The sequence below is a fragment of the Mesorhizobium ciceri biovar biserrulae genome, from assembly GCF_001618845.1.
Classification (GTDB): domain Bacteria; phylum Pseudomonadota; class Alphaproteobacteria; order Rhizobiales; family Rhizobiaceae; genus Mesorhizobium; species Mesorhizobium ciceri.
In genome coordinates this window covers 2,772,026-2,785,841 of the sequence record NZ_CP015064.1, presented here as the reverse complement: position 1 = coordinate 2,785,841, position 13,816 = coordinate 2,772,026, and the positions used below count along the sequence as shown (strand labels likewise).

Below are 13,816 nucleotides of genomic sequence, written 5' to 3'. Positions count from 1 at the left end.
CAGCCGTTCAGGCCGAAATCGAGCTTAACCGTTCGCAACCTGCTTGTGCTGCACCGGGTGGCTCTTCTTGAGCAGGTCTGACACCAGGAACGCCAGTTCGATCGCCTGGTCGGCGTTGAGGCGCGGGTCGCAATGGGTGTGGTAGCGGTCCTGCAACTCCTCGGCGGTGATGGCGCGCGCGCCACCGGTGCATTCGGTGACGTTCTTGCCGGTCATCTCGACATGGATGCCGCCCGGATGCGTGCCTTCGGCGCGGTGCACTTCGAAGAAGGTCTGAACCTCCTTCAGGATGCGGTCGAACGGCCGCGTCTTGTAGCCGGCGGCCTCGATCGTGTTGCCGTGCATCGGGTCCGACGACCACACCACGGAGCGGCCTTCCTTCTGCACCGCGCGAACCAGCTTCGGCAGATGGTCGGCGACCTTGTCGGAGCCGAAACGTGCAATCAGCGTCAGCCGGCCGGGTTCATTTTCGGGGTTGAGCAAGTCGATCAGTTCCAGCAAGCCGTCCGGCGTCAGCGACGGACCGCATTTCAGGCCGAGCGGGTTCTTGATGCCGCGGCAATATTCGACATGCGCATGGTCGGGCTGGCGGGTGCGGTCGCCGATCCAGATCATATGGCCCGAGGTAGCGTACCAGTCGCCGGAGGTCGAATCGACACGCGTCAGCGCCTCCTCGTAGCCGAGCAGCAGCGCCTCATGGCTGGTATAGAAATCGGTCTCGCGCAGCGCGTAGTTGGTTTCCGAAGTGATGCCGACGGCCTTCATGAAGTCCATCGTCTCGGTGATGCGGTTGGCGAGCGACTCGTATTTCTCGCCCTGCGGGCTGTCGGACACGAAGCCGAGCATCCAGCGGTGCACATTCTCCAGGCTGGCATAGCCGCCTTGCGCGAAGGCGCGCAGAAGGTTGAGCGTCGCCGCCGACTGGCGGTACGCCATCTCCTGGCGAGCGGGATCCGGAATGCGCGACTTCGGGTCGAATTCGATGCCGTTGATGATGTCGCCGCGATAGCTGGGCAGCGTCACCTCGCCCTTGGTCTCGTTGTCGGACGAGCGCGGCTTGGCGAACTGGCCGGCAACGCGGCCGACCTTGACCACCGGCTGCGCGCCGGCGAAGGTCAGCACCACCGACATCTGCAGGAAGACGCGGAAGAAGTCGCGGATGTTGTCCGCGCCGTGCTCGGCGAAGCTCTCGGCGCAATCGCCACCCTGAAGGAGGAATGCGTCACCGGCAGCGACCGAAGCGAGCTGCTTCTTGAGCTTGCGCGCCTCACCGGCAAAAACCAGCGGCGGAAAGGTTGCGAGCTGGGCTTCCGTGTTCTTCAGCGCGGCGAGGTCCGGATAAGCAGGAACCTGCTTGATCGGCTTTGCTCTCCACGAATTCGGCGACCATTTCGTCATCGCTGCACCCAACGCTCTTTCCAGCGGCCTATACTCCGCCATTCCCGCCCCAATTGGGGATCGCGGCTCCATACACGAAGCCGATTTCCTATTCTAGACCGGAATTTCAGCGCTGGCGAATGGTCCGAGGCTAGCTACGCCGCCTTCTCCACCAGCCGTGCCAACTGCGTCATGACGACCGCCGAGCCCGCCAGCCTCTTCTCGGCTGTCGGCCAGTCGCGCACGAAGACGACACTGTGGTCCGGCCGGATCTTGGCCAACGATCCCTGTTCGCCAATGAACTTGACCAGCCCGACCGGGTTGGAGAATTCGCGCTTGCGGAAATGGATGACGACGCCCTTCGGCCCGGCGTCGAGTTTTTCGACATTGGCCTTGCGGCAGAGCGCCTTGATGAAGACGATCTTCAACAGATGCTTCACCTCCTCCGGCAGCGGGCCGAAGCGGTCGATCAGCTCGGCGCCGAAAGCGTCGATTTCCTCGGTGTTTTCGAGATCGCCGAGACGGCGATAAAGCGCCAGCCGGAGCTGCAGGTCCGGAACATAGCTTTCCGGGATCATCACCGCCGTGCCGACGGCAATCTGCGGCGACCAGCCGCCATCCTGCACCTCGCCCGAATCCTTCACCTCGGCGACGGCTTCTTCCAGCATCTGCTGGTAGAGTTCGAAGCCGACCTCCTTGATGTGTCCGGACTGCTCCTCGCCGAGAAGATTGCCGGCGCCTCTGATATCGAGGTCGTGGCTGGCCAGTTGGAAGCCGGCGCCCAGAGTGTCGAGCGATTGCAGCACCTTGAGCCTCCGCTCGGCGGTGTCCGTCAGCTTGCGGTTGGCCGGCAGCGTGAACAGCGCGTAGGCCCGCACCTTCGAACGGCCGACGCGGCCGCGCAATTGGTAGAGCTGCGACAGGCCGAACATGTCGGCGCGGTGGATGATCAGCGTGTTGGCGGTCGGAATATCAAGGCCGGATTCGACGATGGTGGTCGACAACAGCACGTCGTACTGGCCGTCATAAAAGGCATTCATGATGTCGTCGAGTTCGCCCGGCGGCATCTGGCCATGAGCCACCGCCACCTTCAACTCCGGCACGGATTCCTTCAGGAAATCATGTATTTCCGAGAGATCGCTGATGCGCGGCACCACATAGAAGGAATGGCCACCGCGATAGCGTTCGCGCAGCAGCGTCTCGCGGATCACCAGCGGATCGAAGGGCGATATGAAGGTGCGCACCGCCATGCGATCGACCGGCGGCGTGGCGATCAGCGACAGCTCGCGCACCCCGGTCAACGCCAGTTGCAGCGTTCGCGGGATCGGCGTCGCCGACAGCGTCAGCACGTGCACGTCGGTCTTCAGGTCCTTCAGCCGTTCCTTGTGCTTGACGCCAAAATGCTGCTCTTCGTCGATGATCAGCAGACCAAGGTTCTTGAACGAGATCGCGGAACCGAGCAGCGCGTGCGTGCCGATGACGATGTCGACCTGGCCTTCGGCGATGCCTTTCTTGGTCTCGGCCAGTTCCTTGGCGCCGACCAGCCGCGACGCCTGGGCGACGCGGATCGGCAGGCCGGAAAACCGCTGCGAAAACGTCTTGAAATGCTGGCGTGACAGCAATGTCGTCGGCACCACCACCGCCACCTGAAAACCTTCCATTGCCGCGATGAAGGCGGCACGCAGCGCCACTTCGGTCTTGCCGAAACCGACATCGCCGCAAATCAGCCGGTCCATCGGCTTGCCGGCAGCAAGATCGTCGCGCACCGAATCGATGGCCGTCTGTTGGTCGTCGGTCTCTTCATAGGGAAAGCGGGCGGCGAACTCGCCATAGAGGCCTTCTGCCGGCACCAGTGGCGGCGCCGAGCGCATCTGCCGCTCGGCGGCGATGCGGATCAACTGACCGGCCATGTCGAGCAGGCGCTTCCTCAGCCGCGCTTTGCGCGACTGCCAGGCGCCGCCGCCAAGCTTGTCCAGCGTCGCCTCGGCCGTGTCAGAACCGTAGCGCGACAGGAGTTCGATGTTTTCCACCGGCAGGAACAGCCGGTCGTCGCCGGCATAGTGGATTTCCAGGCAGTCATGCGGTGCGCCGACCGCTTCGATGGTGCGCAGGCCAATGAAACGGCCAATGCCGTGGTCGGCATGGACGACAATGTCGCCGGCCGACAGCGCCGAGGCCTCGGCAATGAAATCCGAGGGACGCTTCTTGCGTTTCGAGCGCCGGATCAGCCGGTCGCCCAAAATGTCCTGTTCGGCGACGACGACCAGTTTTTCGGTCTCGAAGCCGGATTCGAGCGGCAGCACGGCCAGGGCCGCCTGCCCCGGCTCGAGCTTTTCGGCTTCCGCCAGCGTCACGACCTGCTTGAGGTTGCCGAGATGGTGTTCGGCGAGGATCTGGCCAAGCCGGTCGAGCGAGCCTTCGGTCCAGCCGGCGATGACGACGCGGCGGCGCGCCGCGCGCTCATCGGCGATGTGTTTGACGACGACATCGAACACGTTGGCGTTCGGATCGGCGCGCTCCTCGACGAAGCTGCGGCCGTGGCGCGAACCGGCATGATAGACCTTCTTGGCGCCAATGTCGGGCGCGTCGAATGGCGTAAAGTCGATCGCTTCGCGCGGCCCGAGCGAGGTGATCAGGTTTTCCGGGGAGAGATAGAGCAGGTCCGGCGCGACTGGCTTATAGGGCACCGCATCCTTCAGCGCGCCGTCGGCCTGCTTCCTGCGCGCCTCGTAGTGATCGAGGATCAGCGTGTGGCGCTCGGCCAGCGCCTCATGCGCCAGATGGTCGAAGATGACAGGCGTGTCAGGCAGATAGTCGAACACCGTCTCCAGCCGTTCGTAGAAGAACGGCAGCCAGTGCTCCATGCCAGCGAAGCGACGCCCTTCGCTGACCGCCGCATAGAGCCCGTCGTCGCGCTGCGGTGCGCCGAAGGCTTCGATATAGGAGCGGCGGAAGCGGCTGATGGTTTCCGGCGTCAGCGCCACCTCGCTCATCGCTTGCAGCGCCATCGACTTGCGTTGACCGGTGGTGCGCTGCGTGGCGGCGTCGAACACACGGATCGATTCCAGCGTGTCGCCGAAGAAATCGAGCCTGAGCGCCTCGGTCCAGCCGGGAGCGAACAGGTCGAGAATGCCGCCGCGCACCGCGAACTCGCCGATGCCGCGCACTGTCGGCACACGCTCGAAACCGGACGTTTCCAGCCGCGAGACCAGTGCGTTCATGTCGATCTGGTTGCCGGGCCTGGCATGAAAAGTCTGCGCCTCGACCAACTCGGACGGCGGAATGCGCTGCAGCAGCGCATTGGCGGTGGTGAGGATGACGGCGCGGTGCGGCTTCTTCGCCAGAGCGATCATGGCGGTCAGCGCATCGAGGCGCTTGGCGGCCGCATCGGAGCCGGGCGAGACGCGGTCGTAGGGCAAGCAATCCCAGGCCGGCAGTTCCAGCACCGGCAGGCCGGGGGCCGCGAAGGACAATGCCTCGATGATCGCCGGCAGGCGCTGACCGTCGCGCGCGACGAACAGAACCGGCTTGTCGGGCGCGATCTCGAGCGCCGCCTGCACCAGCGCAAAGGCTTCGTAGCCGTCGGCGACGCCATCGACGATGAACTGACCGGCGCGGCCTTTCGGCAGACCGATGGTGGGAATGAGGCTCATGAAATCACGGTCTTGTTTTATCGCAATTCCGAACGGAAAACCGCTTCGTTACTTTTCCTGGAATTGCTTGTGTTCAGAATGTCAGAGAGCGGCGGAAAGCCAGGATCTTTCGCAGGACGGCACAATCGATATCGGCCGGAACCGGGCGTTCGCCGGTGACCATGGGCAGGAATTCGGTATCGGGAATGTCGAGGAGCCTCTCATATTGGTCGATTTCCTCGTTGGTCAAGACGCCGATCTCAGCGTCGGCGAAAGTGCCGAGGATCAGGTCCATCTCGCGCATGCCGCGATGCCAGGAGCGAAACAGAAGCTTGCGGCGGCGCACGTCCAGCCCCTCGCTTGATCTCGTCGTTCCGGTCATCGTACCGCATCCTTGCTTGCTGCGGCGCATATAGCGTGGATAGAAGGGGCTGTCAGCCTTGCGCTGCCGCCGTCGCAACATAAGCTGACATCATGCGCCCGACCATCCTCGATCCCTTGTTTGTCCCGATCACGTCGCTTGCGGGCGTCGGACCGAAAGTCGGCGCGCTGATCGAGAAGGTTGTTCCGGCCGATCTCGGCGACCGCGCGGCGCGTGCCGGCGATCTTCTGTTCGTGCTGCCGCACACCGTCATCGACTGGCGCAGTCGGCCTGGTATCGCGGGATCCGCGGAAGGCCAGATCGTCACGCTCGATGTGCGCATCGACCGCCACCAGCCGCCACCGCGTGGCAACAGGTCGGTGCCCTACCGGGTCTTCGCCCATGACGATACCGGAGAGATCGCGCTGACCTTCTTCCATGCTCACGCCTCCTATCTCGAAAAGGCGATGCCCGAGGGCGAGCATGTCGTGGTCTCGGGCCGCATGGAATGGTTCAACGGCCGCCCGAGCATGGTCCACCCCGACCATATTGCGCTGGCCAGCGAGGCGGAAAACCTGCCGCTGGTCGAACCGGTCTATCCCCTGACAGCCGGGCTCTCGGGCAAGGTGCTGCGCCGGGCGATCGGCCAGGCGCTGATGCGCGTGCCTGAATTTCCCGAATGGCAGGACGGCGCCTTCATGCGGCGGCACACCTTTGCGGCCTTTGGCGATGCGCTTGCCCGCATCCACAATCCGGCCGACCCGATTGACGTCTCCATCGATGGTGCCGCCTGGCGGCGGCTCGCCTATGACGAGTTGCTGGCGGGCCAGGTCTCGCTGGCGCTGGTGCGAGCGAAAGTCCGCAGGCTGTCCGGGCGACCCCTGGTCGGCGACGGCCGCATCGTCGAAAAACTGCGGGCCGCACTGCCCTATTCGCTGACATCAAGCCAGGAGTTTGCGCTGGCCGAAATCAATGCCGACCTCGCCGACCCAGAGCGCATGCTGCGGCTTCTGCAGGGCGATGTCGGTTCCGGCAAGACCGTCGTCGCGCTGCTGGCCATGGCGCGTGCCGTCGAGGCCGGCGGCCAGGCAGCCTTGATGGCACCGACCGAAATCCTGGCGCGCCAGCATCTGGCGACCATCACGCCGCTTGCCGCCAAGGTAGGGCTTCGCATCGCCATCCTCACCGGTCGCGAGAAGGGCCGCGAACGCGCGGATACGCTGGCCGGCCTGGCAAGCGGCGAGATCGACATCGTCGTCGGCACCCACGCGCTGTTCCAGGAGACCGTCATCTTCAAAGACCTCGTCTTCGCCGTCATCGACGAGCAGCATCGTTTCGGCGTCCATCAGCGGCTTGCCATCACCGCCAAGGGCGACGCGCCAGACATGCTGGTGATGACGGCCACTCCTATCCCGCGCACCCTGGTGCTGACCGCTTTCGGTGACATGGACGTGTCGAAACTGACGGAAAAACCGGCCGGCCGCCAGCCGATCCGTACCGTTACGCTGCCGCTCGAGCGGCTCGACGAACTGGTCGACCGCATGGTGGACGCCGTCGCCGGCGGCCAGAAGATCTACTGGATCTGTCCGCTGGTCGAGGAATCCGAAGAGATCAAACTGATGTCGGCCGAAGACCGCTTCGCCTCGCTGAAACCATTGTTCGGCGATCGCATCGGTCTCGTTCACGGCCGCATGAAGGGTGCAGAGAAGGACGAGGCGATGCGCGCCTTCAAGCAGGGCGAGACACGCATCCTGATCGCCACCACCGTCATCGAGGTCGGCGTCGACGTGCCGGACGCCACCGTCATGGTCATCGAGCATGCAGAGCGCTTCGGCCTTGCCCAACTGCACCAGCTTCGCGGCCGGGTCGGACGCGGTGACAAGCCTTCCTCATGCGTGCTGCTCTACAAGGACCCGCTCGGCGAGACCGCAAAACGCCGGCTGTCGGTGATGCGCGAGACCGAGGATGGGTTCCTGATCGCCGAGGAGGACCTGAAGCTGCGCGGCGAAGGCGAATTGCTTGGCACCCGCCAGTCGGGCACGCCGGGCTTCCAGGTGGCTCGCATCGAGGCGCATGCCGACCTTCTGGAGGCCGCCCGCGACGATGCCAGGCTGATCCTGTCACGCGATCCGGAACTGCAATCGCAGCGTGGTGAGGCGTTGCGCCTGCTGCTTTACTTGTTCGGTCGCGACGAAGCCGTGCGGCTTCTGCGCGCCGGCTGAGCCAGGGCGGCAACCGAAGGGTTGGCGAGCATCCCTTCGATCGGCTCGCCATTCACGACAACCATTTGCTTTACTTCGGGCGCCACCAGACCGGCGGAGACGATCAGCTTGGCGCCATCCTCGATCGTCATGTCGAGCGGCACGATGTCCGACTTCGGCACATACATCAGGAAGCCCGTGGTCGGGTTTGGCGTGCACGGCATGAATACGGCGATCAGCGGATCGCCTTCCTGGTCGAGCTTCTGGTTGATCTCGGTTTCCTTTTCACTGGCGACGAACACCAGCGACCACACGCCCTTGCGCGGATATTCGACCAGCCCGACCTGGCGGAACATGTCACCCTTGTTCGACAGCACGGTCTCGAAAATCTGTTTCAGCGAGCCGTAGATGCCGCGCACCAGCGGCATGCGGCCAAGCAGGCGCTCGCCGAAATTGACGATGGCGCGGCCGACGATGTTTGCCGTCAGGAAACCGATCAGCGTGATCAGGATAAGCGCCACGATCAGTCCGAACCCCGGCACCGGAAACGACAGGTAGGTGTCAGGGCTGTAGCGGGCCGGAATATAAGGCTTCACCCAGGAATCGACCCAGCCGATGAACGACCAGGCAATGTAGGCGGTGATCGCCAAGGGCGCGCAGACGATGAAGCCCGTGAGGAAATAGTTCCTCAGCCGGGTCATGCCGGAGGTCTTGGGAGCATCGGACATGGTTCACCGGAGCGCGGGTTGCAGCGCAACATTAGTGAACCGGACGAAGCTTTGGAACTGCGAAGTTTTTAAAGAGCCGATTATGCCGCTACTTCCAACGGCTCAATCTTCTCGAGCTCCGGCGCCAGCTTTCTGGCTTCGGTTTCAAGCTCATAGGCCTGTTGAAAATTCATCCAGAATTCGGGCGTGGTGTTGAAAAATCTGGCGAGGCGAAGAGCGGTATCGGGAGTCAGGCCGATCTCTTCTTTGGCAATGCGTTCGATACCGGTGCGCGGAAGGTTGAGCTTTTTCGCCAGCGCGCCTGCACTCATGCCGAGCGGGACGAGATATTCTTCACGCAGGAATTCTCCAGGATGAACTGGACGTGCGAACTTGAGCATAGTTCAGGGTCCTCAAGGGTTCAGGGCAAGTGCCTGCTCAATGGTAATCGACGATCTCCACGTCTTCAGCGCCAGCAGCGGTCCATTTGAAGCAGATGCGCCACTGGTCATTGATGCGAATTGAATGCTGTCCGGCTCGGCTCCCGTTCAGGGCTTCAAGATGATTTCCGGGCGGCGATCGAAGGTCATTCAGTTGGGCAGCATTGGCAATTGCGCGCAAGATTTGACGATACCTATTCCACCGTCACCGATTTCGCCAGATTGCGTGGCTGGTCGACGTCGGTGCCCATGAACACGGCGGTGAAATAGGCCAGCATCTGGATCGGCAGCGCGTAGATGATCGGCGAGATGATTTCCGGCACGTCCGGCAGGATGATCGTCTCCATCGTCTTCACGCTCACCTGCGCCGCGCCCTTGCTGTCGGTGATCAGGATGATCTTGCCGCCGCGCGCCGCCACCTCCTGCATGTTGGAAACGGTTTTCTCGAAGATCCGGTCATGCGGCGCGATGACGATGACCGGCATGTTCTCGTCGATCAGCGCGATCGGCCCATGCTTCAGTTCGCCGGCTGCATAGCCTTCGGCGTGGATGTAGGAGATTTCCTTGAGTTTCAGCGCGCCTTCCATGGCCAGCGGGAAATTGGTGTCGCGGCCGAGATAGAGCACGTCCTTGTAGCGCGAGAGTTCGCGCGCGATCCGCTCGATCTGCTCTTCAAGCTTGAGCACCTGGTTGGCGTAGCGCGGCGCTTCCGAAAGCGCGCGCACCAGGGTTTTCTCCTGTTCCTTCGAAATCATACCGCGCGCCACGCCGGCGCGCACCGCAAGCGCGGCCAGCACGGAAAGCTGGCAGGTGAAGGCCTTGGTCGAGGCGACGCCGATCTCGGGTCCGGCAAGCGTCGGCAGCACGACGTCGGATTCGCGCGCCATGGTCGATTCGCGCACATTGACGATCGCGCCGATCTTCATGCCGGCTTTGCGGCAATAACGCAGCGAGGCCAGCGTGTCGGCGGTCTCGCCCGATTGCGAGATGAAAAACGCCGCATCGTTCTTCGAGAGCGGCATTTCGCGGTAACGGAATTCGGAGGCGACATCGATGTCGACGGGCAGGCGCGCGTAGCGTTCGAACCAGTACTTGCCGATCAGGCCGGCCAGATACGCCGTGCCGCAGGCCGAGATCGCCAGCCGACCAATTTTGGCGAAGTCGAACGGCAGGTCGAGCGGCTTCGACACTCCGGAGACGAAATCCACGTAATGCGCCAAGGTGTGCGAGATCACCTCGGGCTGCTCATGGATTTCCTTTTCCATGAAATGGCGTCGGTTGCCCTTGTCGACCATGAAGCTGGTCGACAGCGACTGCTGGCGTTTGCGGTCGACCTTTGTGCCGTCAATGTCGAAGATGGTGACACCGCCACGGCGCACCACCGCCCAGTCGCCATCTTCCAGATAGGTGATCGAATTGGTGAACGGGGCGAGCGCGATGGCGTCGGAGCCCAGGAACATCTCGCCATCGCCATGGCCGACGGCCAAAGGCGGACCGTTGCGGGCGCCGACGATCAAATCCTCGTCGCCTTTGAACATGATCGCCAGCGCAAAGGCGCCTTCCAGCCGCTTCAGCGCCTGGTGCGCGGCTTCGACCGGATTCAGCCCCTTGGCGAGTTCGCGGGCCACCAGATGCGCCACGACCTCGGTGTCGGTCTGCGACGAAAAAGAATAGCCGTCGCGGACCAGTTCGTCGCGCAGTTCGGCGAAATTCTCGATGATGCCGTTGTGGACGATGGCGACGCCGTCGGAAAAATGCGGATGCGCATTGGTCTCGTTGGGCACGCCATGCGTCGCCCAGCGCGTGTGGCCGATGCCGATCGTGCCATCGAGCGGCTCGTCCTTGAGCCGGCGCTCCAGGTTGATCAACTTGCCTTCGGCGCGGCGGCGGGCGAGTTCGCCACGCTCGATGGTCGCGACGCCGGCCGAATCATAGCCACGGTACTCCAACCGCTTCAGCGCATCGACGATGAGCGGCGCAACCTGCGAGTGGCCGACGATTCCAACGATACCGCACATGCAGAAAGCCCCCGATTCCCCGGAAAACCAGCGCTATTTAGGGATGGCCAGCCTGCCGTGGAAAGTCACATTGCATTTCGTCCCGTATAACGGAACGCTCATTCTGTCGATGCACCATGACAGGCCGCTCTTGCAATCCGGTTACTGCAATCGTTCGGTTTGCGGGCTGGTCTTACTTTTTCTTCGCCGCCGCCGCCGAAGCAAAGCGCTCGCGCAACTCCTTGCCCTTGCCTGGAATGGTCTTCTGGCGGGCGCGGCCGAAGGCCAGCGCGTCGTCGGGCACGCTTTCGGTGATCACGCTGCCTGAGGCGATGTAGCCGCCCTTGCCGATGGTGACAGGCGCCACCAGCGACGAATTGGAGCCGACAAAAGCGCCCTCGCCGATGTCGGTGAAGAATTTCGAATAGCCGTCATAATTGCAGGTAATGGTGCCGGCGCCGATATTGGCCCCAGCACCAACACGGGCGTCGCCGATATAGGTCAAATGGTTGACCTTGGCGCCCTCTTCGATAACCGCCTGCTTGACCTCGCAGAAATTGCCGACCTTGGCCTTGTTCCTGAGATCGGCGCCCGGCCGCAGCCGCGCGTACGGCCCGACATCGCAATTGGACGCAATGGTGGCGCCCTCGATATGGCTGAACGCATGGATCTTGGCGCCCGTGGCAATCTTCACGCCCGGACCGAACCAGACATGGGGCTCGACGATCGTGTCAGTGCCGATCTCGGTGTCGTGCGAGAAATACACGGTCTCCGGCGCGATCAGCGTCACGCCCGACAGCATCGTCTCATGCCGCCGGCGCGCCTGCCAGATGGCTTCGGCTTGCGCCAGTTCGGCGCGGTTGTTGATGCCGAGCGCGCTTTCGAAACTGGCTTCGGTGGCCACGACATCGAGGCCTCGCGCACTGGCGATCCCGACAATGTCGGTGAGATAATACTCGCCCTTGGCATTTTTGTTGCCGACCTGATCGAGCAGCGCCAGCGCATGGGCGCCGGCCACCGCCATCATGCCGGCATTGCAGAAGGTTATTTTCCTCTCCTCCTCGGAGCAGTCCTTCTCCTCGCGGATGGCGGTCAGCTTGCCGTCCTTTTCGATCAACCGGCCATAACCAGTCGGACTGGGCGGGCGGAAGCCGATCACGACGACGGCAGCGCCTTCAGCCAGTTTCAGCCGCGCCACGGTCAGCGCATCTGCATCGATCAGCGGCGTGTCCCCGAACATGACCAGGATATCGTCATAACCCTTTGATATTGCATCGCGCGCGGCAAGCACGGCGTGCGCGGTGCCAAGGCGCTTTTCCTGCACGAAAGTCTCAGCCTTGGGCGCGAACTTTGCCGCCGCCTTGCGCATCTCGTCGGCGCCATGGCCGATCACCAGCGCCTGGCTGCCGGCACCCGCCTCTTCCGCTGCCTTCACCACATGGGCGACCATCGGCAGCCCGGCAATCTGGTGCAGCACCTTCGGCAGCACGCTCTTCATGCGCGTGCCTTCGCCGGCGGCGAGGATGACGGACAGGCAGGATCTCTGGCTCATGGATGGGCAACCATATGAAAGGGTTGGGAATCAAGACAGGATAGCAGTGGGCCCATGCTTCACCAATGCGGTTAAATTCCGGTGAGATGGCGGAGCAGCTGACTCTTAATCAGCGGGTCTTAGGACAGAATTCGGCAGTCAGCACCCCTACAACAGGCCGTGTTTCCTGAATTCCGCCTGCTCGTCACCCGATATCCAGCCAAACACCTTCAGCTTGCCATCGCGCTTTTCGACGAGATAGTTGATCGCAAAGTCGATGGTCACGAGACTCCCATCCTTGCGTTCATAGTCACCGGACCAGTTTACCTCAGCCACGCAATGGTCCTGATCGATTGGCATCACCGAGACATCGACGCAGGTCATTCTCTTGCTGCCGAGGGCACGATAGGCCTCAAAACCCTTTGTCATAATGGCCTTCAACTGCTCGCCATTCTCGCCAACCATGACCGCCGCCGGCGTCACCGAGACAAAACCCGCCGAATACATGTCCGCGACGTCGTTGAGATCGACGGTGTCGGCGATCGCGTCATTGTAGATTTTCTCATAGGCCTTGAAGAATTTTCGCACATCCGCCTTGGCTACCATTCTCGCCTCCCGGCTCGAAAAAGTGTTGGTCAACGGCACTGCAAATGCGGGCTGGTGTGCATCGTTCCCGTGCGGGGGGAGACTACCCCAGCCGCCCCAGCACTGGAAAATTCTCCAGCAGCCAATACGACACGGTCTGCACGCCACCAGTCAGAAAAAACACACCGGCGATCACCAGCAGCGCGCCGATGGCCTTTTCGACGCGGCCGAGATGGACGCGGAATTTGCCGAGGAAGCGCATGAAGGCGCCGGAAAACAGCGCGGCGATCAGGAACGGGATGCCCAGCCCGAGCGAATAGGCGGCGAGCAGCAGCGCGCCCTCGCCCACCGTCTCGCGGCCGCCGGCCAGCGTCAGGATCGGTCCCAGCACCGGGCCGATGCAGGGCGTCCAGCCGAAGGCGAAAGCCAGCCCCATGACATAGGCCGCGATTGCACTTGCCGGCTTCCCTTGCGACTGGAAGCGTGCCTCGCGTGACAGCAGCGGAATGCGCAGGACGCCGAGGAAATTCAGGCCCATCAGGATGATCAGCACGCCTGCGCCCATGGCCAGCGGCTCCTGCCAGACGCGCAGCAGCCGGCCGATGGTCGAGGCGCCGGCGCCGAGCGCGACAAAGACGGTCGAGAAGCCGAGCACGAAGGCGATCGAAGAATAGATCAGCGCGCCGCGTGCGCCTTCACGCGCTGTCGCACCCGCATTGCCACGGAAATCGTCGACCGAGACGCCGGCCATATAACAGAGATAAGGCGGCACCAGCGGCAGCACGCAAGGCGACAGGAACGAAATCGCCCCAGCCCCGACCGCGCTGACATAGCCGATGTCCAATGCCATTTCCAAGAACTCCAATGTCGTGACGCCGATATAGCGACGCGCAGCCTTGTCCACCAATCACCATTGTGTTGGCAAGATCATCCATTGCCCGACGCACTTGCCAGGAAGAAACGACAGCCCGCAGGCGTTGATGCT

Annotated in this window: 11 protein-coding genes; 1 reads left to right on the top strand and 10 read right to left on the bottom strand. The window is 62.9% G+C overall.

All coding sequences use genetic code 11. From position 1 onward, the window contains the following. Window positions 1–24: 24 nt before the first annotated feature. The 3 genes from A4R29_RS12800 to A4R29_RS12790 all read right to left on the bottom strand — a co-directional run bounded on the left by A4R29_RS12800 (window position 25) and on the right by A4R29_RS12790 (window position 5,391). Window positions 25–1,398, bottom strand: coding sequence for a class II 3-deoxy-7-phosphoheptulonate synthase (locus A4R29_RS12800; protein ID WP_013531905.1), 1,374 nt, complete (start codon window positions 1,396–1,398; stop codon window positions 25–27). Between the two features lie 134 nt (window positions 1,399–1,532). Beyond that, the gene (gene mfd / locus A4R29_RS12795) at window positions 1,533–5,030 is read right to left on the bottom strand and encodes a transcription-repair coupling factor (protein WP_013531906.1); all 3,498 of its coding nucleotides are present in this window, start codon (window positions 5,028–5,030) and stop codon (window positions 1,533–1,535) included. Between the two features lie 73 nt (window positions 5,031–5,103). Next, window positions 5,104–5,391, bottom strand: coding sequence for a succinate dehydrogenase assembly factor 2 (locus A4R29_RS12790; RefSeq protein WP_013531907.1), 288 nt, complete (start codon window positions 5,389–5,391; stop codon window positions 5,104–5,106). Between the two features lie 92 nt (window positions 5,392–5,483). On the opposite strand from A4R29_RS12790, the gene recG reads away from it, so the two are divergent. After that, window positions 5,484–7,592 carry an ATP-dependent DNA helicase RecG gene (recG, locus tag A4R29_RS12785; RefSeq protein ID WP_063172051.1) on the top strand — a complete coding sequence of 703 codons (2,109 nt, stop codon included), beginning with the start codon at window positions 5,484–5,486 and terminating at the stop codon, window positions 7,590–7,592. On the opposite strand, the gene A4R29_RS12780 is transcribed toward recG, so the two are convergent. From A4R29_RS12780 to A4R29_RS12750, 7 genes are all read right to left on the bottom strand, one after another. After that, window positions 7,544–8,299 (bottom strand): DUF502 domain-containing protein, encoded by a 756-nt coding sequence (locus tag A4R29_RS12780; protein WP_024503567.1) that lies wholly within the window; start codon window positions 8,297–8,299, stop codon window positions 7,544–7,546. The genes recG and A4R29_RS12780 overlap by 49 nt on opposite strands. Before the next feature lie 80 nt (window positions 8,300–8,379). Beyond that, a complete protein-coding gene (locus tag A4R29_RS12775; RefSeq protein ID WP_063172050.1) occupies window positions 8,380–8,679 on the bottom strand; it encodes a HigA family addiction module antitoxin in 300 nt (99 codons plus the stop codon). A gap of 37 nt (window positions 8,680–8,716) precedes the next feature. Further along, a complete protein-coding gene (locus tag A4R29_RS12770; RefSeq protein WP_063172049.1) occupies window positions 8,717–8,902 on the bottom strand; it encodes a type II toxin-antitoxin system RelE/ParE family toxin in 186 nt (61 codons plus the stop codon). A gap of 10 nt (window positions 8,903–8,912) precedes the next feature. Then, window positions 8,913–10,736: a glutamine--fructose-6-phosphate transaminase (isomerizing) gene (gene glmS, locus A4R29_RS12765; protein ID WP_063172048.1), complete on the bottom strand. Its 1,824-nt coding sequence runs from the start codon at window positions 10,734–10,736 to the stop codon at window positions 8,913–8,915. A 172-nt stretch (window positions 10,737–10,908) separates the two neighbouring features. Further along, window positions 10,909–12,267: a bifunctional UDP-N-acetylglucosamine diphosphorylase/glucosamine-1-phosphate N-acetyltransferase GlmU gene (gene glmU, locus A4R29_RS12760; protein WP_063172047.1), complete on the bottom strand. Its 1,359-nt coding sequence runs from the start codon at window positions 12,265–12,267 to the stop codon at window positions 10,909–10,911. Window positions 12,268–12,414: 147 nt separating this feature from the next. Beyond that, window positions 12,415–12,852 (bottom strand): hypothetical protein, encoded by a 438-nt coding sequence (locus tag A4R29_RS12755; protein ID WP_013531913.1) that lies wholly within the window; start codon window positions 12,850–12,852, stop codon window positions 12,415–12,417. Between the two features lie 82 nt (window positions 12,853–12,934). Then, on the bottom strand, window positions 12,935–13,681 hold the full coding sequence (locus tag A4R29_RS12750) for a cytochrome c biogenesis CcdA family protein (RefSeq protein WP_063173667.1): 747 nt from the start codon (window positions 13,679–13,681) through the stop codon (window positions 12,935–12,937). Window positions 13,682–13,816 lie beyond the last annotated feature (135 nt).

Bases quoted from the DNA above. Each gene is read 5' to 3' on its own strand.
- A4R29_RS12800 (WP_013531905.1), bottom strand. From the start codon at position 1,398: ATGACGAAATGGTCGCCGAATTCGTGGAGAGCAAAGCCGATCAAGCAG.
- mfd (WP_013531906.1), bottom strand. From the start codon at position 5,030: ATGAGCCTCATTCCCACCATCGGTCTGCCGAAAGGCCGCGCCGGTCAG.
- A4R29_RS12790 (WP_013531907.1), bottom strand. From the start codon at position 5,391: ATGACCGGAACGACGAGATCAAGCGAGGGGCTGGACGTGCGCCGCCGC.
- recG (WP_063172051.1), top strand. From the start codon at position 5,484: ATGCGCCCGACCATCCTCGATCCCTTGTTTGTCCCGATCACGTCGCTT.
- A4R29_RS12780 (WP_024503567.1), bottom strand. From the start codon at position 8,299: ATGTCCGATGCTCCCAAGACCTCCGGCATGACCCGGCTGAGGAACTAT.
- A4R29_RS12775 (WP_063172050.1), bottom strand. From the start codon at position 8,679: ATGCTCAAGTTCGCACGTCCAGTTCATCCTGGAGAATTCCTGCGTGAA.
- glmS (WP_063172048.1), bottom strand. From the start codon at position 10,736: ATGTGCGGTATCGTTGGAATCGTCGGCCACTCGCAGGTTGCGCCGCTC.
- glmU (WP_063172047.1), bottom strand. From the start codon at position 12,267: ATGAGCCAGAGATCCTGCCTGTCCGTCATCCTCGCCGCCGGCGAAGGC.
- A4R29_RS12755 (WP_013531913.1), bottom strand. From the start codon at position 12,852: ATGGTAGCCAAGGCGGATGTGCGAAAATTCTTCAAGGCCTATGAGAAA.
- A4R29_RS12750 (WP_063173667.1), bottom strand. From the start codon at position 13,681: ATGGCATTGGACATCGGCTATGTCAGCGCGGTCGGGGCTGGGGCGATT.